21 protein-coding genes are annotated in these 22,636 nt (G+C 72.9%); 9 read left to right on the forward strand and 12 right to left on the reverse strand.

Annotation, left to right across the window (positions count from 1 at the left end; translation table 11 throughout):
- Positions 1 to 108 precede the first annotated feature (108 nt).
- Positions 109 to 3,237, forward strand: a complete 3,129-nt coding sequence (locus ACPU2J_RS15160) for a sacsin N-terminal ATP-binding-like domain-containing protein (RefSeq protein ID WP_420080445.1) — start codon at positions 109 to 111, stop codon at positions 3,235 to 3,237.
- An 83-nt stretch (positions 3,238 to 3,320) separates the two neighbouring features.
- Here ACPU2J_RS15160 and ACPU2J_RS15165 read toward each other — a convergent pair whose 3' ends face one another.
- Positions 3,321 to 4,115 (reverse strand): SGNH/GDSL hydrolase family protein, encoded by a 795-nt coding sequence (locus ACPU2J_RS15165; protein ID WP_365499136.1) that lies wholly within the window; start codon positions 4,113 to 4,115, stop codon positions 3,321 to 3,323.
- Positions 4,102 to 4,671: a PadR family transcriptional regulator gene (locus tag ACPU2J_RS15170; RefSeq protein ID WP_389079354.1), complete on the reverse strand. Its 570-nt coding sequence runs from the start codon at positions 4,669 to 4,671 to the stop codon at positions 4,102 to 4,104. Before ACPU2J_RS15170 ends, ACPU2J_RS15165 begins: the two co-directional genes overlap by 14 nt.
- Before the next feature lie 104 nt (positions 4,672 to 4,775).
- On the opposite strand from ACPU2J_RS15170, the gene ACPU2J_RS15175 reads away from it, so the two are divergent.
- Positions 4,776 to 5,189 (forward strand): nuclear transport factor 2 family protein, encoded by a 414-nt coding sequence (locus ACPU2J_RS15175; RefSeq protein ID WP_361596107.1) that lies wholly within the window; start codon positions 4,776 to 4,778, stop codon positions 5,187 to 5,189.
- A 73-nt stretch (positions 5,190 to 5,262) separates the two neighbouring features.
- Here ACPU2J_RS15175 and ACPU2J_RS15180 read toward each other — a convergent pair whose 3' ends face one another.
- Positions 5,263 to 7,725 carry a cation-translocating P-type ATPase gene (locus tag ACPU2J_RS15180; RefSeq protein ID WP_420080443.1) on the reverse strand — a complete coding sequence of 821 codons (2,463 nt, stop codon included), beginning with the start codon at positions 7,723 to 7,725 and terminating at the stop codon, positions 5,263 to 5,265.
- A gap of 123 nt (positions 7,726 to 7,848) precedes the next feature.
- The gene (locus ACPU2J_RS15185; protein WP_420080442.1) at positions 7,849 to 8,169 is read right to left on the reverse strand and encodes a DUF2530 domain-containing protein; all 321 of its coding nucleotides are present in this window, start codon (positions 8,167 to 8,169) and stop codon (positions 7,849 to 7,851) included.
- Between the two features lie 155 nt (positions 8,170 to 8,324).
- On the opposite strand from ACPU2J_RS15185, the gene ACPU2J_RS15190 reads away from it, so the two are divergent.
- Entirely contained in the window at positions 8,325 to 9,785 is a 1,461-nt protein-coding gene (locus ACPU2J_RS15190; protein ID WP_420080441.1) for an NCS2 family permease, read from the forward strand.
- 33 nt (positions 9,786 to 9,818) lie between these two features.
- On the opposite strand, the gene ACPU2J_RS15195 is transcribed toward ACPU2J_RS15190, so the two are convergent.
- A complete protein-coding gene (locus ACPU2J_RS15195) occupies positions 9,819 to 10,001 on the reverse strand; it encodes a ribbon-helix-helix protein, CopG family (RefSeq protein ID WP_183067875.1) in 183 nt (60 codons plus the stop codon).
- A 154-nt stretch (positions 10,002 to 10,155) separates the two neighbouring features.
- Here ACPU2J_RS15195 and ACPU2J_RS15200 point away from each other — a divergent pair, with 154 nt between their 5' ends.
- The 3 genes from ACPU2J_RS15200 to thpR all read left to right on the forward strand — a co-directional run bounded on the left by ACPU2J_RS15200 (position 10,156) and on the right by thpR (position 12,624).
- Entirely contained in the window at positions 10,156 to 10,593 is a 438-nt protein-coding gene (locus ACPU2J_RS15200) for a MarR family winged helix-turn-helix transcriptional regulator (RefSeq protein WP_030662370.1), read from the forward strand.
- 25 nt (positions 10,594 to 10,618) lie between these two features.
- The gene (locus tag ACPU2J_RS15205) at positions 10,619 to 12,007 is read left to right on the forward strand and encodes an MFS transporter (protein WP_420080440.1); all 1,389 of its coding nucleotides are present in this window, start codon (positions 10,619 to 10,621) and stop codon (positions 12,005 to 12,007) included.
- A 62-nt stretch (positions 12,008 to 12,069) separates the two neighbouring features.
- On the forward strand, positions 12,070 to 12,624 hold the full coding sequence (gene thpR, locus ACPU2J_RS15210; RefSeq protein WP_420080439.1) for an RNA 2',3'-cyclic phosphodiesterase: 555 nt from the start codon (positions 12,070 to 12,072) through the stop codon (positions 12,622 to 12,624).
- Between the two features lie 141 nt (positions 12,625 to 12,765).
- Here the strand turns inward: thpR and ACPU2J_RS15215 are convergent, their stop codons facing one another.
- From ACPU2J_RS15215 to ACPU2J_RS15230, 4 genes are all read right to left on the reverse strand, one after another.
- Positions 12,766 to 14,274: a peptidoglycan DD-metalloendopeptidase family protein gene (locus tag ACPU2J_RS15215; protein ID WP_420080438.1), complete on the reverse strand. Its 1,509-nt coding sequence runs from the start codon at positions 14,272 to 14,274 to the stop codon at positions 12,766 to 12,768.
- 141 nt (positions 14,275 to 14,415) lie between these two features.
- Complete coding sequence (locus ACPU2J_RS15220; protein ID WP_423833445.1) at positions 14,416 to 15,849, reverse strand: FG-GAP-like repeat-containing protein; 1,434 nt, start codon at positions 15,847 to 15,849, stop codon at positions 14,416 to 14,418.
- 222 nt (positions 15,850 to 16,071) lie between these two features.
- Positions 16,072 to 16,245 (reverse strand): hypothetical protein, encoded by a 174-nt coding sequence (locus ACPU2J_RS15225; protein WP_365083018.1) that lies wholly within the window; start codon positions 16,243 to 16,245, stop codon positions 16,072 to 16,074.
- A 379-nt stretch (positions 16,246 to 16,624) separates the two neighbouring features.
- On the reverse strand, positions 16,625 to 17,617 hold the full coding sequence (locus tag ACPU2J_RS15230) for a helix-turn-helix domain-containing protein (RefSeq protein ID WP_420080436.1): 993 nt from the start codon (positions 17,615 to 17,617) through the stop codon (positions 16,625 to 16,627).
- A 139-nt stretch (positions 17,618 to 17,756) separates the two neighbouring features.
- On the opposite strand from ACPU2J_RS15230, the gene ACPU2J_RS15235 reads away from it, so the two are divergent.
- Positions 17,757 to 18,062 (forward strand): hypothetical protein, encoded by a 306-nt coding sequence (locus ACPU2J_RS15235; protein WP_361596032.1) that lies wholly within the window; start codon positions 17,757 to 17,759, stop codon positions 18,060 to 18,062.
- Between the two features lie 292 nt (positions 18,063 to 18,354).
- A complete protein-coding gene (locus ACPU2J_RS15240; protein WP_420080435.1) occupies positions 18,355 to 18,498 on the forward strand; it encodes a hypothetical protein in 144 nt (47 codons plus the stop codon).
- A 232-nt stretch (positions 18,499 to 18,730) separates the two neighbouring features.
- On the opposite strand, the gene ACPU2J_RS15245 is transcribed toward ACPU2J_RS15240, so the two are convergent.
- On the reverse strand, positions 18,731 to 19,720 hold the full coding sequence (locus tag ACPU2J_RS15245; protein ID WP_361596026.1) for an aldo/keto reductase: 990 nt from the start codon (positions 19,718 to 19,720) through the stop codon (positions 18,731 to 18,733).
- Positions 19,721 to 19,779: 59 nt separating this feature from the next.
- Entirely contained in the window at positions 19,780 to 20,472 is a 693-nt protein-coding gene (locus ACPU2J_RS15250; RefSeq protein ID WP_361596023.1) for a GDSL-type esterase/lipase family protein, read from the reverse strand.
- A 76-nt stretch (positions 20,473 to 20,548) separates the two neighbouring features.
- Between ACPU2J_RS15250 and ACPU2J_RS15255 the strand changes: the two genes are divergently transcribed.
- Positions 20,549 to 21,556 carry a WD40 repeat domain-containing protein gene (locus ACPU2J_RS15255; protein WP_423833446.1) on the forward strand — a complete coding sequence of 336 codons (1,008 nt, stop codon included), beginning with the start codon at positions 20,549 to 20,551 and terminating at the stop codon, positions 21,554 to 21,556.
- A 28-nt stretch (positions 21,557 to 21,584) separates the two neighbouring features.
- Here ACPU2J_RS15255 and ACPU2J_RS15260 read toward each other — a convergent pair whose 3' ends face one another.
- Positions 21,585 to 22,502 carry a DUF3027 domain-containing protein gene (locus tag ACPU2J_RS15260; protein ID WP_423833447.1) on the reverse strand — a complete coding sequence of 306 codons (918 nt, stop codon included), beginning with the start codon at positions 22,500 to 22,502 and terminating at the stop codon, positions 21,585 to 21,587.
- Positions 22,503 to 22,636 lie beyond the last annotated feature (134 nt).

The following is a 22,636-nucleotide window of genomic DNA, read 5'->3' on the forward strand; positions in this document are numbered from 1 at the left end:
GACGTGTCGTCACCGGGGGCCCGTCGTGTTCGCGCACCTCACGGCCGGGGCGCGGCCCGGCACGCGATACCTTCAGGAGTTCCGGCGGCGAATTGTGGAGGCAGCGGCGTGAGCGTGCGAGTGACGGCGGCCCAGAGCGGTGTGGACCCCTTCGGCACGGCCCGGCTGCGGCGCGGGGTGCTGGACGCATGGGGCGCAGGCCCCGCCCGGTTCCGTGAGGACGCCAACGCCGAGGAGGACCTCGCGCTCGGCGGCTACCGGGACCGGCTGGTGGTGGAACTGGCGCAGAACGCCGCCGACGCGGCGGCCCGTGCCGGGGTCCCCGGCCGGCTGCGGCTGACCCTGCACGAGAACGCGGACGGGCCCGCCCTGCTGGCCGTCTCCAACACCGGCGCCCCGCTGGACGCGACGGGCGTGGAGTCGCTGAGCACCCTGCGCGCCTCCGCGAAGCGCGAGCCCTCCGGGGACAGCGTGGGCCGTTTCGGTGTCGGTTTCGCCGCCGTCCTGGCCGTCTCCGACGAGCCGGCGGTGCTGGGCCGCCACGGCGGCGTGCGCTGGTCCCTCGCCGAGGCCCGCGAGCTGGCCCGGGAGGCCGCCGTCGGCAGTCCCGGCCTCGGCGACGAGCTGCGCCGGCGGGACGGTCACGTGCCGCTGCTGCGCCTGCCGCTGCCCGCCGAGGGCACCGCGCCCGAGGGCTACGACACGGTGGTGGTGCTGCCGTTGCGCGACGCCGCCGCTGAGGACCTGGCGCAGCGGCTGCTGGCGGGCATCGACGACGCGCTGCTGCTGACGCTGCCCGGGCTGCGCGAGGTGGTCGTGGAGACCCCGGGCGCCTCCCGCACCCTGTACCGGCGCGAGGAGGGCCCGTACACGGTCGTCGAGGACACCACGGCCGCCGGTACGCGCACCAACCGCTGGCGCACCGTCCGTCACGGCGGCCCCATCGAGCGGGCGCTGCTCGCCGACCGGCCCGTCGAGGAACGGCTGCGGCCCGCCTGGACGGTGTCCTGGGCCGTGCCCGTCGACGCCGAGGGCTCCCCGCTGCGTCCGGACACCGCCCCGGTGGTGCACGCGCCGACCCCCACCGACGAGCCGCTGGGCATTCCCGCCCTGCTCATCGCGACGCTGCCGCTGGACACCACCCGGCGCCACCCGGCGCCGGGTCCGCTGCTCGACTTCCTCGTGGAGCGCGCGGCCGACGCGTACGCCGAACTCCTCGGCACCTGGGACCCGGTGGGCACGGGCCTGGTCGACCTGGTGCCCGGCCCGCTCGGCAAGGGCGAGCTGGACGGCGCCCTGCGCGCCGCCGTGCTGCGCCGGCTGCCCCGTACGGCCTTCCTGGCGCCCGCGGCCCCGCCCGAGCACGCGGAGGAGCGCGCCGCGCTGCGCCCCTTCGAGGCCGAGGTGGTGGAGGGCGCGGGCGCCGAGACCGTGCGCGTCCTCGCCGAGGTGCTGCCGACCCTGCTGCCGGCCGGCCTGGAGCGGCGTTCCGAGCTGCGCGCGCTGGGGGTGGGCCGGCTGCCGCTGGGCGACGCCATCGAGCGGATCGCGGGCATCGAGCGGACCCCGGAGTGGTGGCACCGGCTCTACGACAGCCTGGCCGGGGTGGACCCGGACCGGCTGTCCGGGCTGCCGGTGCCGCTCGCGGACGGCCGTACGACCATCGGCCCCCGCCACGTCCTGCTCCCGTACGAGGACACGCCCGCGGACCTGGCCCGGCTGGGGCTGAAGGTGGCGCATCCGGAGGCGGCGCACCCGCTGCTGGAGAAGCTGGGGGCGCTCCCGGCGACGGCGCGCGCGGTCCTGACGACCCCGCAGGTGCGGGCGGCGGTCGCCGCTTCCCTGGACGCCGGGGAGGTGTGGGACGAGGACGCGGACGCCCTGGACGCCGAGGAGCTGGCCGAGGTGGTGCTGGGGCTGGTCCGGGACGCGGAGCTGGCTCCGGGCGACGAGCCCTGGCTGGGTGCGCTGGCCCTCCCGGACGAGGACGGCGAGCCGACCCCGGCGGGTGAACTGCTGCTGCCCGGTTCGCCGCTGGCCTCGGTGATCCGCGAGGACGAGGTGCCGTACGTGGACGCCGAGCTGGCCGAGCGGTGGGGCGAGGGCCCGCTGACGGCCTGCGGGGTGCTGGCCACGTTCCAGCTGGTGCGTGCCGCGGACGTGGTGCTCGACCCGGACGAACTGGAGCCGCGGGACGGTGACTTCGCCGAGCCCGACGACGCGGGGCTGCTGGACGCCGTCGACGTGTGGTGCGAGGACCTGCTGGACCGGCTGCCGGAGCTGCCCGTGCCGCCGGTGGCCACCGAGCTGGTCGCGGTCCGCGATCTGGACCTCGTCGACGACGACTGCTGGCCGCAGGCCCTGGCCATGCTGGCACAGCCGCCGCTGCGGGACGCGCTGACGCAGCCGGTGCGGGTCCTGCTGCCGGACGGCACCACGCAGTCGGTGCGCCCGTACACGGCCTGGTGGCTGCGCGACCACCCGGTGCTGGAGGGGCGCCGTCCGGCGGGTCTGCGGGCGGCGGGCGGCGATCCGCTGCTGGAGGGGCTGTACACCCCGGCGGACGCGACCGGCTTCGAGGACGAGCAGGTGCTGCGGGCGCTCGGCGTCCGGACGTCCGTACCGGCGCTGCTGGACGAGCCGGGCGGCGCGGCCGAGCTGCTGGGCCGGCTCGCGGATCCGGAGCGGGAGGTGACGGACCGGCAGCTGTACGGCCTGTACGGGGCGCTGGCCGATCTCGACCCGGAGCAGGTGACCCTGCCGGACGAGCTGCGGGCGGTGGTGGACGGCGAGGTGGTCGTGGTGGACGCGGCCGACGCGGTCATCGCGGACGCCCCGGACCTGCTGCCTCTGGCGGCGGGCCTGCCGCTGCTGCCGGTGACCCCGTCGCGGGCGGCGGACCTCGCGGACCTGCTGCAGGTGCGGCGGCTGTCGGAGACGGTGCCGGCGGAGGTGACCACACCGGGCGAGGTGCACGAGGTCCCCGATGCGGTGCGGGTGCTGCTGGGCCCGGCGACACCGGTGACGTACGTGGAGCACGAGGAGCTGGTCGCGGGCGGTACGGAGCTGGACTGGCGGCTCACCGCGGACGGCACCCTGCACGCGTCGACGCTGGAGGGCGTGGCGGCGGGCCTGGCCTGGTCGGCGGGCCAGTGGCCGCGCCGCTTCGAGGTGGCGGCCCTCCTGGAGGACCCGTCCCGCACGGCGGAACTGGCCCGCGACCGCTGGTTCGACTAGGACCCGGTCGGCGGATCGGGGCCGGTGGGACCGCGGGCACGCGGCCGGGGTGCCCGCGGCCGGGGTGCCCGCGGCGGTCGGGCTCAGGGGCCGGCGGGGCCGGGGGCTGTGAGGGGGAGCAGGTCGGGGCGTTTGGCGGTCCGGCCGTCGCCGGAGGAGCGGCCGCGCAGGCGGCGGCCCAGCCAGGGGCCGAGGAACGCGGCCGCCCAGCGCAGCTCGGCCGCGACGGCCGCTCCGGGCGTGGCGACGGCCCGCGGCGGCAGCGGGTGCGTCCAGGTGTCGTCGCTGCCCGGCAGGCCGACGGCGTGGGCGAGGGCGGCGGCGATGCGTTCGTGTCCGAGGGAGCTGGCGTGGAGCCGGTCGTCGGTCCACATGCGCGGGTCGGCCACGGCCTCCGGCAGGGCGGTCTCGGCGACGGTGACCCCGTGCCGGGCGGCCGCGGCCCGGACGAGCCCGTTGAGTTCGGTCAGGCGGGGCGCGAGGGGCCGGGCGAGGGGCACGACCTTGCCGAGGTCGGGGAAGGTCACGGTCGCCACGTGCGTTCCGGCGTCCGTGAGGGCGGCGAAGACGGCCTCCAGGTGCCCGGCGACCTCTGCCGGGTCGAAGCGGGGCCGCAGCACGTCGTTGACGCCCGCGACGACGGTGGCGATGTCGGGGCGCAGGGCGAGGGCGGGGGCCAGCTGTTCGGCGCGGACCTGGGAGGCCAGCCGTCCCCGTACGGCGAGGTTGGCGTAGAGCAGGCCCGGGCGGGCGGCCTCCAGGTGGTCGGCGAACCGGTCGGCGAAGCCGCGCAGTCCGCGGACGTCGTCCCCGTCGCCGAGGCCTTCGGTCTGGCTGTCGCCGAGGGCGACGTAGCGCCGGTAGTCAGTGCTCTGCACGGGTGGTCGGCCTCTCTCGCAGGATGTCCGCGCTGCGGCGGCACCAGTCGCGGTGCCCTTCCTCGAAGGCGATGCCGCGCAGACCGGTCAGGTAGGCGCCGATGGCGTCGCCGTGGCGCAGGAAGTCCTCCTCGTCGAGGTCGCCGCGCATCTTGCGCAGCACCCGGCGGAGGAGGTCGATCTTGGCGTCGGCGGCGGTGGCGCGTTCCTCCAGCTGCCGGATCACCGGGGCGGTGCCGATCCGGTCGGCGTTCTGGACCTTGACGAGGAGGTCGTCGCGGATGACGGAGGGCTTGCAGGCGGCGGCCGCGAAGGCCTCCAGCTCGTCGCGGCCGGCGCCGGTGACCCGGAAGAGGCGTTTGTTGGGCCGGGTCTCCTGGACCACCTGCCGGCCTTCGACCAGGCCTTCCTTCTCCAGCCTGGCCAGCTCGGTGTAGAGCTGCTGGGGGGAGGCGTGCCAGAAGTTCGCGACGCCGATGTCGAAGGACTTCGCCAGTTCGTAGCCGCTGTACTCGCCGTCCAGCAGCGCCGCCAGTACGGCATGTCGCAAGGCCATCGCGGCTGCCCCTTCCCTTTTCCCGGTACTCCCCCGCATGATACGCACGAATCTGAGTAGTCAATTCCTTGAGTATGAGTCCAGGAGGAACCGTGGAGTCCGTCATGGAGACCGCCGAACGCTTCCGCACGGCCGTGGAGAAGCGCGACCTGTCCGCGCTGGAGGACCTGTTCACCGAGGACATCCGGTTCTACAGCCCCGTGAAGTTCCGCCCCTTCGAGGGCCGGCCGATGGTGCTGGGGCTCTTCGGGGTCCTGGTGCGGGTCCTCGGGGACCTTCGCTACGTCGGCCACTTCGAGGGCGCGGCCGGGACGAGCGCGGACGGCACGCAGGCCCCGGCGGCGGTCCTGCCGTTCCGGGCCACCGTGGACGGCAAGGACATTCACGGCATCGACATGCTGCACTTCGACGAGGCCGGCCGGATCAAGGAGTTCACGGTCATGCTCCGCCCCGCGTCCGCGGTGCACACCGTGGGCCAGGCCGTCCTGGAGGGACTCCGGGCGGACGGCCTGGCCTAGGCTCGTGTCGTCGAAGTCCCTTCGGATCAGGGCCCCGCGCCGAACCCCGTCACCCCCGGGTACGGCGCGGCCCTCAGGCCGGGAACCTGCGGTCGACCCAGCGAAAGGTGAACTCGATCAGGACCGCGGCGGCCGCCGCGATCGCCACCGCGATCCACGGCATGGTGGTGCCGACCAGCTTGAGCTGGAAGAACTCCTGGAGCCACGGCACGACCAGAACGATCAGGAAGGCCAGGCCCATCGCGCCCACCAGGGCGACCCGCCACCACGTGTACGGGCGGGCGATGATCGCCAGGACCCACATCGAGGTCAGGAACAGGGTGAGCGTGGCCGCGCTGGTCTCGGCGTTCAGGGCTTCCGGGCCGGTGTAGTGGTGGCGGGCGACCAGGTAGCTCACGAAGGTCGCCGTGGCCGCGACGACACCGCCGGGGATGGCGTACCGCATCACGCGTTTGACGAAGTGCGGCTTGGCCCGCTCCTTGTTCGGGGCCAGGGCCAGGAAGAAGGCCGGGATGCCGATGGTGAGGGTGGACAGCAGCGTCAGGTGGCGGGGCAGGAAGGGGTATTCGACCTGGGAGCAGACCACCAGGATGGCCAGCAGCACCGAGTAGACCGTCTTCGTGAGGAAGAGGGTGGCCACGCGCGTGATGTTGCCGATGACCCGGCGGCCCTCGGCGACCACGGACGGGAGCGTCGCGAAGCTGTTGTTCAGCAGGACGATCTGCGCGACGGCGCGGGTGGCCTCGGAGCCGGAGCCCATGCTGACGCCGATGTCGGCGTCCTTGAGGGCGAGCACGTCGTTGACGCCGTCGCCGGTCATCGCGACGGTGTGGCCCCGGGACTGGAGGGCGCCGACCATGTCCCGCTTCTGCTGCGGGGTGACCCGTCCGAAGACGGAGTTCGCGTCGAGGACCTCCGCCATCTCCTCCTGCCCGGTGGGCAGCTTGCGGGCGTCGACGGTGTTCTCGGCGCCGGGCAGGCCCAGTTTGCCGGCGACCGCGCCGACGGAGACGGCGTTGTCGCCGGAGATGACCTTGGCCTTGACGTTCTGGTCCTCGAAGTAGAGCAGCGTGTCGGCGGCGTCGGGGCGCAGCCGCTGCTCCAGGACGACCAGGGCGGTGGGTTTGACCCCGGTGGCCACGTCCTCGTCGTCCAGCTCGCGGGCGGAGCGGGCGAGCAGCAGGACCCGCAGGCCCTGTTCGTTGAGGTCGTTGATCTCGTCGAGGGCCGGGTCCCCGGCGGGCAGCAGCACGTCGGGGGCGCCGAGCAGCCAGGTGTTGTTCTCGCCGTCGCCCTCGCTGAAGCTGGCGCCGCTGTACTTGCGGGCGGAGGAGAAGGGCAGGGACTCGGTGCAGCGCCATTCGGCGCTGTCGGGGTAGGCGTCGATGATCGCCTGGAGGCTGGCGTTGGGCCGCGGGTCGGACTCGCCGAGGGCGCCGAGCACCTTCTTGACGTACGAGGGGTCCGCGCCGCCGAGCGGCCGCAGCTCGGTGACGTCCATGCCGCCCTCGGTGAGGGTGCCGGTCTTGTCCAGGCAGACGACGTCGACGCGGGCGAGGCCCTCGATGGCGGGGAGTTCCTGCACCAGGCACTGCTGGCGGCCGAGCCGGATCACGCCGATCGCGAAGGCGACGGAGGTGAGCAGGACGAGGCCCTCGGGGATCATCGGGACGATGCCGCCGACGGTGCGGGCGACGGAGTCCTTGAAGTTGTTCTCCTTGACGACGAGCTGGCTGATGATGAGCCCGATGGAGGTGGGGATCATCATCCAGGTGACGTACTTGAGGATCGTGGAGATGCCGGAGCGCAGCTCGGAGTGGACGAGCGTGAAGCGGGAGGCCTCCTCGGCCAGCTGGGCGGCGTAGGCCTCGCGGCCGACCTTGGTGGCGGTGAAGGCGCCGCCGCCGGCGACGACGAACGAGCCGGACATGACGGGGTCGCCGGGCTTCTTCAGGACGGGGTCGGCCTCGCCGGTGAGCAGGGACTCGTCGATCTCCAGGCCGTCGGCCTCGCCGACGGATCCGTCGACGACGACCTTGTCGCCGGGGCCGAGTTCGATGACGTCGCCGAGGACGATCTCGGAGGTGGAGATCTCCGCGGTGCGGCCGTCGCGGCGGACGCTCGGTTTGGCCTCGCCGATGACGGCGAGGCCGTCGAGGGTCTTCTTGGCGCGCAGTTCCTGGATGATGCCGATGCCGGTGTTCGCGATGATCACGAAGCCGAAGAGGCTGTCCTGGATCGGCGCGACGATCAGCATGATCAGCCACAGCACGCCGATGATCGCGTTGAAGCGGGTGAAGACGTTGGCGCGGACGATGTCGGCGGTCGAGCGCGAGGAGCGCACGGGGACGTCGTTGACGTCGCCGCGCGCGACGCGTTCGGCGACCTCGGCGGTGGTGAGCCCGCCCGGTTTGAACCGGGGCGCCGGCGGCCGTACCGGGTGTACCGGGTCCAGCTCCGCCCCGGCGTCGATGGCCGTGCCGGGACCGCCGGCCGGCTCCCGCCCGTCATGGTCGATCCTCGCCCGCTCCGTCATGGTTCCGACGGTAAGCGGGGTTGTCGGGCTTCACCCGCCGAGAAGTCGGAAGATGCGACTTCGGGATGACCCGAATCGTCCCCTGGTAGGGCCGGTGCCGGTGGGTCGGCCGTCGGCGGAGGGTCAGGCGGTGCCGGGCCGTCCGTCGCGCACGTCGGGTCCGTCGCCCCGCGCCTCGCCGTCGCCCTGCGCGGCCCGGGCCGCGGCGTGGCGCTTGAGGGCGGCGTCGCGGCCGCGGACGTACCAGATGCCGATGAGGCCGAGGAATCCGCCGGCCGCGCAGGTCCAGACCCACCACAGCTGGCCGCGGTCGGCGAACCACGAGTAGAAGGGCAGCTGGACCAGGAAGAGGGCGAACCACAGGATCGTGCCACCGGTGACGGTCGCGACGACGGGGCCCTCAAGGGGCTCGGGCGCCTCGTGCTTCGGAGTCCATTTGGCCATGCGGCAAGTTTAAGCGGGCCCCCGCGGGCGGGGTCGGCGCCCCGGCCTCCTGCTGTCTACGCGCGGAGATGGACGCCCTTTCTCTTATGTGTTCATACTGAAACGGTTTTGGGCGCGGCCCATTTTCTTCGTATGAACCACCCAATGAGGACCGTATGAGCACCCCGGCCCCCGCCCCCGCATCCCTCACCCCGGAGCCTTCCCCACAGGGGCCCTCCGGCGGACTGGACCGCTACTTCAAGATCTCCGAGCGCGGCTCGACCATCGCCCGCGAGGTCCGCGGCGGTTTCGCGACCTTCTTCGCGATGGCCTACATCATCGTGCTGAACCCGATCATCCTGGGCAGCGCGAAGGACATGTACGGCCACCAGCTGGACGGCGGCCAGCTCGTGACGGCCACCGTCCTGACGGCGGCCTTCACCACCCTCCTCATGGGCGTCATCGGCAACGTCCCGATCGCGCTCGCCGCCGGACTCGGCGTGAACACCGTCGTGGCCCTCCAGCTCGCCCCCCGCATGAGCTGGGCCGACGCGATGGGCATGGTGGTCCTGGCCGGCTTCGTGGTGATGCTGCTGGTGGCCACCGGGCTGCGCGAGCGCGTCATGAACGCCGTCCCGCTGGGGCTGCGCAAGGGCATCGCCATCGGCATCGGCCTGTTCATCATGCTGATCGGGCTGGTCGACTCCGGCTTCGTCTCGCGCATCCCGGACGCCGCGCACACCACGGTCCCGCTCCAGCTCGGCGGCACCGGTCACCTCGACGGCTGGCCGGTCCTGGTCTTCGTGGTGGGCGTGCTGCTCACGCTCGCGCTGCTGATCCGCAAGGTGCCGGGCGCGATCCTGATCTCCATCGTGGCGATGACCCTCGTCGCGGTCGTGGTGCAGCTCGTCGCCGACCTGCCCGACTCGGGCTGGGGCCTCACCGTCCCCGCCTGGCCGGGCAACCCGGTCGCGATGCCCGACTTCGGGCTCGTCGGCCAGGTCAGCCTCTTCGGCGGCTTCGGCAAGGTGGGGATGCTGACCGGCGTCCTGTTCGTGTTCACGGTCCTGCTGTCCTGCTTCTTCGACGCCATGGGCACCATCCTCGGCGTCGGCGACGAGGCGAAGCTGATCGACCGGACCACCGGCGAGTTCCCCGGCATCAACAAGGTCCTGCTGATCGACGGCCTGGCCGTCGCCTCGGGCGGCGCGACGTCCTCCTCGGCCACCACCTGCTTCGTGGAGTCCACGGCCGGCGTGGGCGAGGGCGCCCGTACGGGCCTGGCGAACGTCGTGACCGGCGGTCTCTTCGCCGTGGCGCTGTTCCTGACCCCGCTGGCCACCATGGTCCCGTCCCAGGCGGCCACGCCCGCCCTGGTGGCGGTCGGCTTCCTGATCCTGGCGGGCTCGATCCGGGACATCGACTGGAGCGACTTCACCATCGCCGTCCCGGCCTTCCTGGCCATGGTGATGATGCCCTTCACCTACTCGATCACCAACGGCATCGGCATCGGCTTCGTGAGCTTCTGCGCGCTGCGCCTGGCGACCGGCCGGGGACGCGAGGTCCCCACCGCCCTGTACGTGGTGTCGGCGGTGTTCGTCTTCTACTACGCGATGCCCGCCCTCGGCCTCGCGTAGGCACTGCCCGGAGAACGGGCCCGAGCCACCGGCTCAGGTCAGCCCGTAGAACTTCTCCGTCTCGTCGACGGCCGCCTTGAAGCGCTCGTCGAAGTCGTCGCGAATGAGCGTCCGGACCACATAGTCCTGGACGCTCATTCCGCGTTTGGCGGCATGGATCCGGAGCCTCTCGAGGAGCTCCCCGTCTATGCGCATGCTGAGCACATGTGTCCCCATGGCGAAAGAGTCGGGGCACGGGGTGCGCACGCGGGTCACTTTCGGCCGCCGACTCACCCGTACGAGTGATCTGGCACCTACCGCGTGCATGACCGCGGGCACGGCCGGGAAAACCCGGTGTTCTTTAGAGAGAGTAATGAGTTATTCTAAATACATGCCTGACCTCTCCCATGGCGACGATGCTGCCGCCGTGAACGACCTCCGCTCCGCCGTCATGCGGCTGGGGCGGCGCCTGAAGCACCAGCGCGTCGACGAGTCGCTGAGCCCGACCGAGATGTCGGTCCTCGGCACCCTGGCCCGCTGCGGCCAGGCCACCCCCGGCGAACTGGCCCGGCGCGAGCACGTCCAGCCGCCGTCGATGACCCGCATCGTCGCGTTGCTGGAGGCCAAGGGACTGGTCACGCTGGAACCGCACCCCGACGACCGCCGCCAGAAGGTGGTCCGCCAGACGGAGGAGGCCGAAGCGATGCTCGAGGAGAGTCGCCGCAAGCGCAACGCCTTCCTGGCCGGGCTCGCGGCCGAGCTGACCGAGGACGAATGGGCCAAGCTGCGCGCGGCCGCACCCGTCCTGGAGAAGCTCGCGCACCTGTAGGAACGACGCCAGGAGGCGAACGCTTTTGAGTACGGGAAACGGAGCAGACTCCGCACCCGGCCACATATCCACCACCACCAGCGCCGCGCACCCCGCGGCACGGGCGGGCAAGAACCTCGGGGCACCCCCCGGCGCGGGCCGGGGCGGGATGTTCAGCTCGCTGAGGATCCGGAACTACCGGCTCTTCGCCACCGGCCAGGTCGTGTCGAACACCGGTACCTGGATGCAGCGCATCGCCCAGGACTGGCTGGTCCTGTCCCTGACCGGCTCCGCCTCCGCCGTCGGCATCACCATCGCCCTGCAGTTCCTGCCGATGCTGATGTTCGGCCTCTACGGCGGCGTACTCGCCGACCGGCTGCCCAAGCGGCCGCTGCTCCTCGCCACCCAGAGCGCGATGGGCCTGACCGGCCTCGCGCTCGCCGCCCTCACCCTGGCCGGACAGGTCCAGGTGTGGCACGTCTACCTGGCCGCCTTCGCCCTCGGCCTCGTCACGGTCGTGGACAACCCCGCCCGGCAGACGTTCGTCCCCGAGATGGTCGGCAAGGACCAGGTCGCCAACGCGGTCAGCCTGAACTCGGCCAACTTCCAGTCCGCACGGCTCGTCGGCCCCGCCATCGCCGGTGTGCTGATCACCGCCGTCGGCTCCGGCTGGGCCTTCCTGCTCAACGGCCTGTCCTTCGCCGCGCCCATCGCCGGGCTGCTACTGATGCGGACCCACGAGCTGCACCCGGTCGAGCCCCGGCCCCGCGCCAAGGGCCAGCTGCGCGAGGGCCTGCGCTACGTCGCCGGCCGGCCCGAGCTGGTCTGGCCGATCGTCCTCGTCGGCTTCATCGGCACCTTCGGCTTCAACTTCCCGATCTGGCTGTCGGCCTTCGTCAGCGACGTCTTCCACGGCGACGCGGGCACCTACGGGCTCTTCAACACCCTGATCGCGGCCGGATCCCTCGCGGGCGCCCTGCTCGCCGCCCGCCGCGGCCAGTCCCGTCTGCGGGTGCTGGTGGCCGCCGCCGCCCTGTTCTCGGTGCTGCTGCTCGTGACGGCCTTCGCGCCCGGCTTCTGGCTGTTCGCCGCGCTGCTCGTGCCCATCGGCGTCTTCGGGCTGACCGTCAACGTCACCGCGAACTCCAGCGTGCAGATGGCCACCGCCCCCGAGATGCGGGGACGGGTCATGGCCCTGTTCATGATGGTGTTCACGGGCGGCACCCCGCTCGGCGCCCCGCTGCTGGGCTGGATCACCGACACCTACGGCGCCCGCATCGGCATGGCCTCCGGCGCCCTGATCTCCCTGGCCGCCTCCGTGGCGATCGCGGTGGTCCTCGCCCGGGTCGGGAACCTGCGGCTGCGCCTGGACCGCCGCGGCCTGACCTTCGTACCGGCCGTCGCGCACCGCCCCGAGCTGGTCAAGGTGGCCTGAAGCCCGCCGCCCCGGGGCGTGGAGCCCCGGGGCGCGGCGCGGCACCCGGCTACGCTCCCCGCATGAGACTGTTCGCCGCCGTCCTGCCGCCCGAGACGGCCGTCGCCGAGCTGGCCGCCGCCGTCGACCCCGTCCACGACGACCGGCTGACCTGGACCGCGCGGGCCGGCTGGCACTTCACCCTCGCCTTCATGGGCGAGGTACGGGAGGAGCTGCTCCCCGATCTGCACGCCCGCCTGGAGCGCGCCGCCCACCGTACGGCGCCCTTCGTGCTGCGCGTGCACGGCAGCGGCCACTTCGGGGACCGGGCCCTGTGGGCGGGCGCCGCCGGCGAGCTCCCGGCCCTGCGGATGCTCGCCGAGCGCGCCGACGCCGCCGCCCGGCGGGCCGGCGTCCCCATGGAGCAGCACCACCGGTACACCCCGCACCTCACCCTGGCCCGCAGCCGGCACGGCGCGACACCGCTGGAGCCGTACGTGGACGCCCTCGCCGGGTTCGAGGGCACGCCCTGGCAGGTGGACACCCTCAGCCTGGTCCGCAGCAACCTGCCGGTCGGCGGGGTGCGGGGCGAGCAGCCGCGGTACGAGACGGTGGGGGCCTGGCCGCTGACCGGCTGACCCGCCGGGGCCGCCGGGGCCGCCGGGGCCGCCGGGGCCGACAACGCCCGAAGCGGCCCGTCCTGACGGGGACGGGCCGCTTCACGGTGTCATGCCTTCACGATGTCGTACGGGTACGGCCGCGGGGGCCGGTGCGGGTGCCTACCAGCCGCCGGTGCCGATCTCCTTGCGGGCGCCCAGGCCGCCCGAGCCGGTGCCCGGGTAGAGGAAGAGCTTGCCGGTGGAGTTCTGGACGGCGATCAGGTCGTCCGACAGCTGCGAGTTCAGCAGGTCGCCGCCGATGAGGTCGGACATGCCGTTCCAGCCGCCCGAGCCGATCTCGATGCGCGGGCTCAGGTAGCCGCGGTCACCGGGGTACATGAACAGCTTGCCCGTGGACTTCTCCACCGCGACCAGGTCCTGCCGGCCTGAGTTGTTGAGGTCCATGCCGGTGAGGTTGGACATGCCGTTCCAGCCGCCGGAGCCGATCTCCTTGCGGGCGCCGAGGGCGCCGGTGGACGTGCCCGGGTAGAGGTACAGCTTGCCGGTGGCCTTCTCCACGCCCGCCAGGTCGGCGATCTTGTCGCCGTTGAGGTTGAGCGCGGTCAGGCTCTCCATGCCGTTCCAGCCACCGCTGCCGATCATGACGCGGGTGCTGCCCGAGGCGATCGTCGAGTTGTCGCCGCCCTTGTAGAGCCACAGCTTGCCGGTGGACTCCTCCACCGCGACGATGTCGTCCTTGCCGTCGCCGTTGAAGTCGCCGCCGGTCAGGTTGGTCATGCCGTTCCAGCCGCCCGCGCCGAGCAGGACGCGGTTGCCGCCGGAGGCGATCGTGCCGTTGGACGCGCCCTTGTAGAGCCACAGCTTGCCGGTCGCCACTTCCACCGCGGCGACGTCGACCACGTTGTCGCCGTTGAGGTCGGCGGAGGCCAGGTCGGTCATGCCGATCGGGTCCTCGGGGCCCGGCCCGGGGCCGATGGGCAGGGGCTCCGGCGTCTTGGTGGCGCAGTTCTTGCTGGTCAGCGACTTGGACCAGCGGCCGGATCCGTAGAAGGCGCTGCCGTTGAAGACCGTGCGCTGGTCGTCGCCCCAGTAGCGCTGCTCGTAGTGGAGGTGGGCGCCGGTGGAGTTGCCGGTGCTGCCGACGACGCCGATCTGCTGGCCGGCCTTGACGGTCGCGCCGTTGGAGATGTTGAAGCCGTTGAGGTGGGCGTAGACGGTGGTCCAGCCGCCGCCGTGGTTGATGGCGACGTACTTGCCGTAGCTGCGGTTGCCGAGGTCGACGACCTTGGCGACACCGTCGGCGCTGGCCACGACGGGCGAGTTGGCCGTCGAGCCGCCCTGGGTCCAGTCGAGGGCGTGGCGGCTGGGGCTGTGGCCGTCACGGGAGGCGCCCTGCCAGGTCTCGCCGCACTTGAACGGCATCTGGAAGTCGGGGCGCCCGTCGCCGCCCGCGGCCGCCATGGCCGACGGCTGCGGGCCCTCGGGCAGGCCGAGGTCGGTCGCCGTCAGCTCGGTCATGTCACCGTGCGGGTCCTCCGGGCCGCCGTCGGCGTTCGCACCGCCGGCCGAGAGGGCCACGGCGGCGACCGTGGCGCAGACCAGGCCGGTGGCGATGCGGACCCGGCGGGACATGAAGCGGGAGAGGGACGAGGTGGTCTCGACAGACATGGGAGTGCTTCCAAACCGGCACGAGCGTGCCAAAGAGGTGTCAGGGAAGGGGTGGTGCGAAGGAGAGCGGGGAGAGGTGGAGCAGCCGGGGCGGACGGGACGCAGGTCCCGTCCCCGCCGCGTGCTCCGGTCCGGCCGGGGCTACCAGCCGCCGGAGCCGATCTCCTTGCGCGCCCCCAGACCCGTGCCGGTGCCCGGGTAGAGGTAGAGCTTTCCGGTGGCGGTCTCGACGCCGACGAGGTCGTCGTTCGCGTTCGAGGTGAAGTCGCCGCCGGTGAGGTCGGTCATGCCGTTCCAGCCGCCCGAGCCGATCTCCGTACGGGAGTTCAGGCCGGTGCCGTCGCTGGTGTAGAGGAAGAGCTTGCCGGTGGAGCGCTCGACGCCGACGACGTCGGTCCGGCGGTCGTTGTTGATGTCCATGCCGACCAGGTCGTGCATGCCGTTCCAGCCGCCGCTGCCGATCATGACGCGGCTGCTGCCGCCGCCGACGGATCCGGCGCCGTTGCCCTTGTAGAGCCAGAGCTTGCCCGTGGACTTCTCGACGCCGACGACGTCGGCCTTGCCGTCGCCGTTGACGTCACCGCCCATGAGGTCGGTCATGCCGTTCCAGCCGCCCGAGCCGATCTCCTTGCGGGAGTTCAGGCCGCTGCCGTTGCCCGGGTAGAGGTACAGCTTCCCGCTGGCCTCCTCGACCGCGACGATGTCGTCCTTGCCGTCGCCGGTGTAGTCACCGCCGGCCAGGTTCGACATGCCGTTCCAGCCGCCGGAGCCGATCTCGACGCGGTTGCCGCCGGAGGCGATGGTGCCGTTGGATGCGCCCTTGTAGAGCCACAGCTTGCCGGTGGAGGCCTCGACGCCGACCACGTCGTCCACGGCGTCGCCGTTGAGGTTGACCGCGACGAGGTCGGTCATGCCGGGCGCGGGGGCCGGCGGGGTGGTCACGTCGTCGGCGATGTTCTTGTAGCGGACGGGCTGGTAGGGGCCGTAGCCCGGGTAGTACGGGTAGTCGTAGACGCGGTGGTGGACGCCGCTGGGGGTGAAGTCGAAGCCCCAGTACTGGGTGCGGTCGGAGTTGGCCCACTTCTCGAAGAGGACGATGTGGCCGCCCGCACCCGCGTCGTCGTCCAGGAGGGCGTCGCCCGGCTTGAGTTCGGACTTGGTGATCGACTCGGTGACGCCGCGGGAGGCGAAGGTGTTGGTGGCCGGCTGGAAGTCCAGGTCCCACGCCATGGAGACGAAGCCCGAGCAGTCCGTGCGGTATCCGCGGTGGTGGCCGTCCCAGTCGTAGTCGAGGCCTATCCCGACCCAGCTCTTGGCCCGGGCGATGACCGAACTCCGGCTGATCTTCGCGGAGGCGGCGGCGGCGAAGCCCGTGGCCCGGACCTCCTCGTCGACCGGTTGCTCGGGGCCCTGGCCGGGGCTGCCGAAGTCGGGGTTCGCGGCGGGCGTGGCGGTGACGGCCGCGGGGGCCGCGACGGCCGCGGAGTCGACGGCGACCACGGTGCCGGCGGCGACGGCTCCGGCGATCAGGGCGGCGACGGCCGCGTGGCGGGTCCTGGGCAGGGTTCGGGACATGGCGGTGCTCCGGTTCTGGTGGGTCGTGAGGTCTGGTGGCCGGGAGCGCGGGCTCGACCGGCGGTGGTGCGGGGTGCTGCGTGACGTTCGGGGTGGCGCGGACGGACAGCTGTCCTGCAGGTACAGCGGTCCCGGGGTACGGCGTCGGTACGGGGCGGCAGTGGTGCCGGGAGGCGGCGGGCGGGTCCCGGGTCACGGGTCCTCGCGGCGCGGCCGGAAAGGTCAGCGGGGGTTCGGCACCGCGGTGAGCGGGGGGCCCGCCGGACCGGCCGGGCCCGCCGTTCCGGCCACCGGTACGGGGTGGGCGGGGGCGTGGGCGGAGGCCATCGGTGCGACGGAGGTGATCCCGAGGGTGAGGGCGACGACCGCGGTGGCCCGGAGGATTCCAGTACGCATGGGAGTGGTTGTTCCTTCCGAATCGAAGAGGTGGGGTGGCTGTCCCCCGTCACCCGTGGACGTCCCGCGGTGGCGTCCGTTCTGGGCTTTCAGGGCTTGTCCCCGGCGGGCTTTCCCGGCGACAGGCAATAGATTCGCCGCTGGTCGGGGCGGGTGGAAGGGGTATCCGTTGGCCCGAAACGGACATGGCCGGTCCTGGCCACGGTGGCCCGATCCGGCCCTTGTCCCGAACCTCGTTCCGGCCCTTGTCCCGAACTTCGCCGCGGCCCTCGTCGCGGACCTCGTCGCGGACCGCCCACGAAAAAGGCCGCCCGGTGCGACCACTGTCGTGATCGCACCGGGCGGCCGTGTCCCCGTGACGGGACGCCGCGGGCGGCGCCTACGGGCGGGCGGGGAGCCAGCCCTCCTGGACCGCCCGCACGCCGGCCTCGAAGCGGCTGCGCGCCCCGAGGCGTTCCATCAGCTCGTTCGCGATGCGCCGGGCCGTGCGCGAGGACACCCCGAGCCGCTTGGCGATCGCCTCGTCCGTGTGACCCTCCGCCAGGAGCCGTACGGCGGTCGTCTGTTGCGCGGTCAGGCCGTCCGGCCCCAGGACGGCCACCTCGGCGAGCGGCTGCGCCGTCGCCCACGTCGACTCGAAGAGCGCGCACAGGGCGACGAGCATGCCGTGGCCCGTGAGGACGACGGCTCCCGCCGAGGAGTCGTCGCTCACCGGGATCAGCGCCGTGGAACGGTCCACGATGAGCATCCGCGTCGGGAGCGAGGCCACCGTACGGACCTGGCCGCCGAGCTCCGTCAGCCAGTTGGCGTGCTCGACGGAGGGGCGGCTGTTGCGCACGCTGTCCAGGTAGACCGTGCGCATCCGCACCCCGCGTTCGAGCAGCGTCCTGTTCAGCGGGCGGGAGGCGGTCAGAGCGGATTCGCTCAGCGTGGCGTCCGGGGAGAAGGCGAGCAGCTCGTCCTTCGTGTCCCGGGTGAGCGCGACGAGCCGGTCCCGGACGGCGTCGAGGCCGATGAGCTGCTCGACGCCGGGGTGCCGGTCGGCCGGGCGCAGCTGCGAGTACTCGGAGATCAGCCGGGCCGCGGCGGCCCGGGAGGCCTCCAGCCGCTGCTGCTGGGCGGCCAGCTCCGCCTGGCCCCGGGCCATGAGGATCTCCATCCCGATGTCCGGGGAGACCGCGCGCAGCCGGCCGCTGTCGTCGGCGGACGGCTGGACGAGCGCGAGTTCGCTGAGCAGGTCGAGGGCCTCGCGCACCTCGTCCTCCCCGACACCGAGGGTCGCGGCGAGGGCCGCGACTCCCGATCCGGGATCGATGAGCATGGCCCGGTAGACGTTTTCGGCTCTGGCATCGAGTCCGAGTTCGGTCAACATGTGGTTCCCCCCACCCCGTTGGTACTTCGATGGGAAAGATCATCTCAGAGACGGGCCCGGCTGGCCCGTTGTGTCCACGACCACAAACGGCCAGCGCGTCCGGTTTCCCGCCGGGGCCCGGAGGGGCCACGGTGGACCCATGTACCTCGTCCATGCCCGTCTGCGGACGGTCCCTCCGACGGAAGTCCCCGACGACCTGCGCGAAACGGCCCGCGCGGGCCTGAGCCCGGGGGACCGGGTCGAGCACCTCGCGGTGCATCCGCAGTCCGCCGAGCACTTCACGCTCGGCTTCTACCTGCTGTCCGATTCCCTGGAGGAGGCCGAGCTGCGGGCCGAGGCGGTGTGCCGCCGGATGCTCGGCGCGCGCGTGCTGCCGCGGGCGCGGCTGCTGGACGTCGGTGTGCCGCTGATGCCGCTGTCGCTGCTGGAGCAGCGCACGGGCTGACGGCTCGCCGGTGGACGCCCGTGCCGGACGTCCGGGAGACGGAGGGAGGCGTCGGAGAAGCGGACGGGAAGCGGGCGGGAGGCGGACGGAAAGGCTCCGGCCTCCGGCCGCCGGGACGGGTCCCTGTCCTCAACCGGACACGACCGGTTTGGGCCAGCCGAGACCCCTTCACCCCCCGCTGAGCTGCGGCTTAGCTATGTCTCACCGGAACGGGACAGCGCCACCGCGGGACGCTGGACCGACCGGGAACCCACCTCCAGCCTCAGGGCTCTCCGAAGGGAAACCGGACATCATGAGCATCACCCGTATCTTCCAGGCCGCCGCGGTCGTCGCCCTCACCGTCGTCCTCGGTGCCCCCGCCGTCGCCTCCGCGGCACCCCTGACCGCCGTCAAGCCGCCGGTCGCCGCCCAGAACGGCGACATGAGCTGGCAGTGACCGCTCCGCGCCGCCGCCCCCGGGCGGTGCGCCGTGACCCACGCCACGGCCCGTAGCGCACCCGAGCACGGCAACAGCCCCTGCGTCCACGATGCAGGGGCTGCCGCGTTAGGCTCGACGGGTGGATCCCAAGACCAGAAACCGTGTGATGGCCGGTGTGCTCGTGCTGATGTTCCTCGTCGTGGCCGTGGCGGCCGCCGTGGGCCAGTAGGACCCGCCGGCGGCCGGCCGGCTACCAGGCGAACGCCTCCGGGGACGCCCCCGGCCCGGGGAAGATCTCGTCGAGGCCCGTCAGGACCTCCTCGCCCAGCTCCAGCTCCACGGCGCGCAGCGCGCTGTCGAGCTGCTCCTGCGTACGCGGGCCCACGATCGGGCCGGTGACCCCGGGGCGGGTCAGGAGCCAGGCCAGCCCGGCCTCGCCCGGCTCCAGGCCGTGCTTGTCGAGCAGGTCCTCGTACGCCTGCACCTGCGCGCGGACGGTGCTGTTGGCGAGGGCGTCGGCGGACCGGCCGGAGGCCCGTCGCCCGCCCTCGACCTCCTTCTTGATGACCCCGCCCAGCAGGCCGCCGTGCAGCGGGGACCACGGGATGACGCCGAGCCCGTACTCCTGGGCGGCCGGGATGACCTCCATCTCGGCGCGCCGCTCGGCGAGGTTGTAGAGGCACTGCTCGCTGACCAGGCCGAGGCGGCCGTTACGGGCGGCGGTCTCGTTGGCCTGGGCGATCTTCCAGCCGGGGAAGTTGGAGGAGCCGGCGTAGAGGATCTTGCCCTGCTGGATCAGGACCTCGACGGCCTGCCAGATCTCCTCGAACGGGGTGTGCCGGTCGATGTGGTGGAACTGGTAGAGGTCGATGTAGTCGGTCTGGAGGCGCCGGAGGCTGGCGTCGACGGCCCGCCGGATGTTCAGCGCCGACAGGCGGTCGTAGTTGGGCCAGGTCTCCCCCTCGGGGGCCATGCTCGCGTAGACCTTGGTGGCGAGCACCGTCTTCTCGCGGCGGCGGCCGCCCTGGGCGAACCAGGTTCCGATGATCTCCTCGGTGCGGCCCTTGTTCTCGCCCCACCCGTACACGTTCGCGGTGTCGACGAAATTCAGGCCCGCGTCGAGGGCGGCGTCCAGGATGCCGTGGCTGGTCGGTTCGTCCGTCTGCGGGCCGAAGTTCATCGTGCCGAGCACGAGTCGGCTGACCTTGAGACCGGTGCGTCCGAGCTGTGTGTACTTCATGGGTCACCAGCCAACTGCTTCGAGGGGACTCCAGGCAAGACCCGTCCGTGAAGGTGGTGTTACGTGTCGCGGGCGGGGCGGTAGGGACCCGCGATGCCCCAGGCCTGGTGGAGGACCGCCGCGAACTCCCCCGCCAGCCGGTGTTCGCCGGAGGCGTTGGGGTGGGTGCCGTCGTAGGTGTCCCGGTGGATGTCGTACGCCTCCGGGCGCGCGGCCAGCAGGATCGGCGAGGCGTCGGTGGTGAGGTCGGCGACGGTCTTCGCGAGGAGCTCGTTGAAGCGGGCCACCTCGGCCGCGAAGGGTGCGTCCTCCTCGGCCCGGCTGTTGGGTATGACGGGCAGCAGCACCATGCGCAGGGCCGGTCCGGCCGCGCGGGCCGCCGCGACGAAGGCGCGGACGTTGGCGGCGGTCTGGTCGGCGTCGGTGTAGAAGCCGAGGTCGATCAGGCCCAGGGAGACCAGAAGGACGTCCGGGCGGTGGGCGGCGACGGCGTCGCCGATGACCGGGGCCATGTGCTGCCAGCCCTCGCCCCAGCCGGCCAGATGGCGGCGGGCGTGGCCGGGGAAACGGGGGTCGGCGTACGCGTGGCTGACGGCCGCGTCGGCGGCGGTGTCGTAGAGCTCGTGGCGCGGGCCGACGATCCGGTGGGGGCCGTCGGGGGCCGCGTCGAGGTGCTGCCACATCCGGTGGCGCCAGGTGTAGTCGCCGGCGCGTCCGATGGTCATGGAGTCGCCGACGAACATGAAACGCATCCGGTCATCATCGCGGATGGCACGACCGAAGCCCCTGTGACGCCGGACACGCGGCACGTACTGGCAGGCTGGGAGGATGCGCCTGCCCCTGCCGTCCGCCACCGCCGTCGCGGTCGCCGTCGTCCTCGCCGCGTCCGCCGGGCCGGCGGCCTTCGCCGCCGGGCCGCCCGCGCCGTCCTCGTTCACCCTCTCCGACCCGAGGATCAAGGAGTCGAGCGGGCTGGCGGCCAGCCGGATCCATCCGGGGGTCTACTGGACGCACAACGACAGCGAGGACGGCCCGTACGTCTACGCGGTGGACTCGGCGACGGGCCGGACGGTGGCCCGGGTGACGATGACCGGGGCGGGCACGCCGCGCGACGTCGAGGCGATCTCGCTGGGGCCGGACGGGCAGCTCTACGTCGGCGACATCGGGGACAACCGCGGCGGGACCTGGGACCACGTGTGGATCTACCGCTTCCAGGAGCCGAAGGAGCTGCGCGATGTCACGGTCAGGGCAACGCAGTTCACGGTCCGGTACGAGGACGGGCCGCGGGACGCCGAGTCCCTGATGGTCCATCCGGTGACCGGGCGGGTGTACATCGCGAGCAAGCACGAGAGCCGGGGCGGCCTGTACGAGGGTCCGGCCGAGCTGTCCACGGGCGCGGCGAACGTCTTCCGGCGGGTCGCCGACGTGCCCTGGGTGACGGACGGGGCGTTCTCGCCCGACGGCACCCGGCTGACCCTGCGGGGCTACTTCACGGCCCGGACCTGGCCGTGGAAGGACGGCCGTCCGGTGGGTGAGGGCGAGCGGGTGGACGCGCCCTGGCAGGGGCAGGCGGAGTCGGTGACGTACACCCCGGACGGCTCCACACTGATGTTCGGTTCGGAGGGTGCGAACAGCCGGGTCGTCGCCGTCCCGGTGCCCGCCGCCACGCCCCCGCCGGGGGCCGGCTCCCCGTCCGCGCAGCCGGGCGCGCCCGCGCAGGCCGACCCCGCGCCGGAACCGACGGGCGGCTTCGGCAAGGGCGCCCTGGTCCTGGCCGGGGGCCTGGTGCTGGTCCTCGGGGCGAAGCGGCTCCTGCGCCGCCGCGCCCGGGACTGACCGCGCGGCCCCGGCCCGGAAGGGGACCCTAGGAGTGGCCGAGGTCCGCGGCCTGGACGTCCGAGGCGGGGACGGAGCCGCTGTCGGCGGCCGGCCGCAGCACGAACTCGTCGGTCGCCATGGAGTCGAGGACCGGCGGGGCCGGGCGCGGCGGCGCCGGGACGACCGCGGCTTCCGAGTGGCCGCCGCAGCCGTAGGACAGCGACACCAGCCGCCCGTCGGCAGGGCTGAACTCGTTGGCGCAGACGCCGAAGGCCTGCCCGAGGGAGCCGCCGATGGCGACGAGGAACCCGCAGGAGACGCAGGAGGCCGGGGCGGCCTGCGCCATCGGGGTCTTGGCGCCGAAGGACTCGTCCCAGCGGTCGGCCGCGCCGTGCAGCCCGTACCGGGAGAGCACGCGCGCCCGGCGCATGCCGAGCTCCTCGGCGACCGAGGTGATGGAGCCGCGGGCGGGGACCGTCACCCGGTCGGTGACGTCGGCGTCCTCGGCCTCGACGAGTTCGGCCATCTCGGTGGAGACCGCGGAGTTCGGCGGCGGGGCGTCCTCGCCGGACCAGCCCGGCTCCAGGCGCAGGTCGTCGGCCTCGGTGGGCAGCAGGTCGCCGGGGCCCATGTCGCCGGGGCGCAGCCGCTCGCTCCACGGCACCCACTCGGGGGCGAGCAGCGCGTCCTCGCCGGGGAGCAGCACCGTTTCGTCGAGGGTGACGTTCTTCGCGCGGGAGGCGCGGGTCACGGTGACGGCCCAGCGCCAGCCGCGGTAGCCCGGTTCCTTGGACTCGAAGAAGTGGGTGACGACCCGGTCGCCCTCCGACACGGCGGAGACGTGCGCGCCCACCACTCCGGGGAAGGCGGCCTCCTCGGCTGCCGCGCGGGCGAGTTCCACCGCCTCGACGCACAGGCGGTCCGGGGTACGCGGGGTACGGCTTCGCGTCGTCGCAGCACTCACTGGTCTCGTTCTCTCCTACGCCGTCTCACGTGTGCGCCGTCCGTACTGTCGTCCACAACGACCCGTCGGTGCTGTCCGTACGTGGCGCGGGCGGAGCGGACCTGAGGGCCGCGTCGACGTCCGCACCCGATCGG

The organism is Streptomyces manipurensis (assembly GCF_049570255.1).
GTDB lineage: Bacteria > Actinomycetota > Actinomycetes > Streptomycetales > Streptomycetaceae > Streptomyces > Streptomyces manipurensis.

What these genes read in the sequence shown, in the direction of transcription:
- ACPU2J_RS15225 (WP_365083018.1), bottom strand. Translation starts at nt 16,245, where the DNA reads ATGCGTACTGGAATCCTCCGGGCCACCGCGGTCGTCGCCCTCACCCTC.
- ACPU2J_RS15200 (WP_030662370.1), top strand. Translation starts at nt 10,156, where the DNA reads ATGCCTGACCTCTCCCATGGCGACGATGCTGCCGCCGTGAACGACCTC.
- ACPU2J_RS15180 (WP_420080443.1), bottom strand. Translation starts at nt 7,725, where the DNA reads ATGACGGAGCGGGCGAGGATCGACCATGACGGGCGGGAGCCGGCCGGC.
- ACPU2J_RS15170 (WP_389079354.1), bottom strand. Translation starts at nt 4,671, where the DNA reads ATGGCCTTGCGACATGCCGTACTGGCGGCGCTGCTGGACGGCGAGTAC.
- ACPU2J_RS15215 (WP_420080438.1), bottom strand. Translation starts at nt 14,274, where the DNA reads ATGTCTGTCGAGACCACCTCGTCCCTCTCCCGCTTCATGTCCCGCCGG.
- ACPU2J_RS15220 (WP_423833445.1), bottom strand. Translation starts at nt 15,849, where the DNA reads ATGTCCCGAACCCTGCCCAGGACCCGCCACGCGGCCGTCGCCGCCCTG.
- thpR (WP_420080439.1), top strand. Translation starts at nt 12,070, where the DNA reads ATGAGACTGTTCGCCGCCGTCCTGCCGCCCGAGACGGCCGTCGCCGAG.
- ACPU2J_RS15185 (WP_420080442.1), bottom strand. Translation starts at nt 8,169, where the DNA reads ATGGCCAAATGGACTCCGAAGCACGAGGCGCCCGAGCCCCTTGAGGGC.
- ACPU2J_RS15240 (WP_420080435.1), top strand. Translation starts at nt 18,355, where the DNA reads ATGAGCATCACCCGTATCTTCCAGGCCGCCGCGGTCGTCGCCCTCACC.
- ACPU2J_RS15175 (WP_361596107.1), top strand. Translation starts at nt 4,776, where the DNA reads ATGGAGACCGCCGAACGCTTCCGCACGGCCGTGGAGAAGCGCGACCTG.
- ACPU2J_RS15255 (WP_423833446.1), top strand. Translation starts at nt 20,549, where the DNA reads ATGCGCCTGCCCCTGCCGTCCGCCACCGCCGTCGCGGTCGCCGTCGTC.
- ACPU2J_RS15250 (WP_361596023.1), bottom strand. Translation starts at nt 20,472, where the DNA reads ATGCGTTTCATGTTCGTCGGCGACTCCATGACCATCGGACGCGCCGGC.
- ACPU2J_RS15235 (WP_361596032.1), top strand. Translation starts at nt 17,757, where the DNA reads ATGTACCTCGTCCATGCCCGTCTGCGGACGGTCCCTCCGACGGAAGTC.
- ACPU2J_RS15190 (WP_420080441.1), top strand. Translation starts at nt 8,325, where the DNA reads ATGAGCACCCCGGCCCCCGCCCCCGCATCCCTCACCCCGGAGCCTTCC.
- ACPU2J_RS15195 (WP_183067875.1), bottom strand. Translation starts at nt 10,001, where the DNA reads ATGGGGACACATGTGCTCAGCATGCGCATAGACGGGGAGCTCCTCGAG.
- ACPU2J_RS15230 (WP_420080436.1), bottom strand. Translation starts at nt 17,617, where the DNA reads ATGTTGACCGAACTCGGACTCGATGCCAGAGCCGAAAACGTCTACCGG.
- ACPU2J_RS15245 (WP_361596026.1), bottom strand. Translation starts at nt 19,720, where the DNA reads ATGAAGTACACACAGCTCGGACGCACCGGTCTCAAGGTCAGCCGACTC.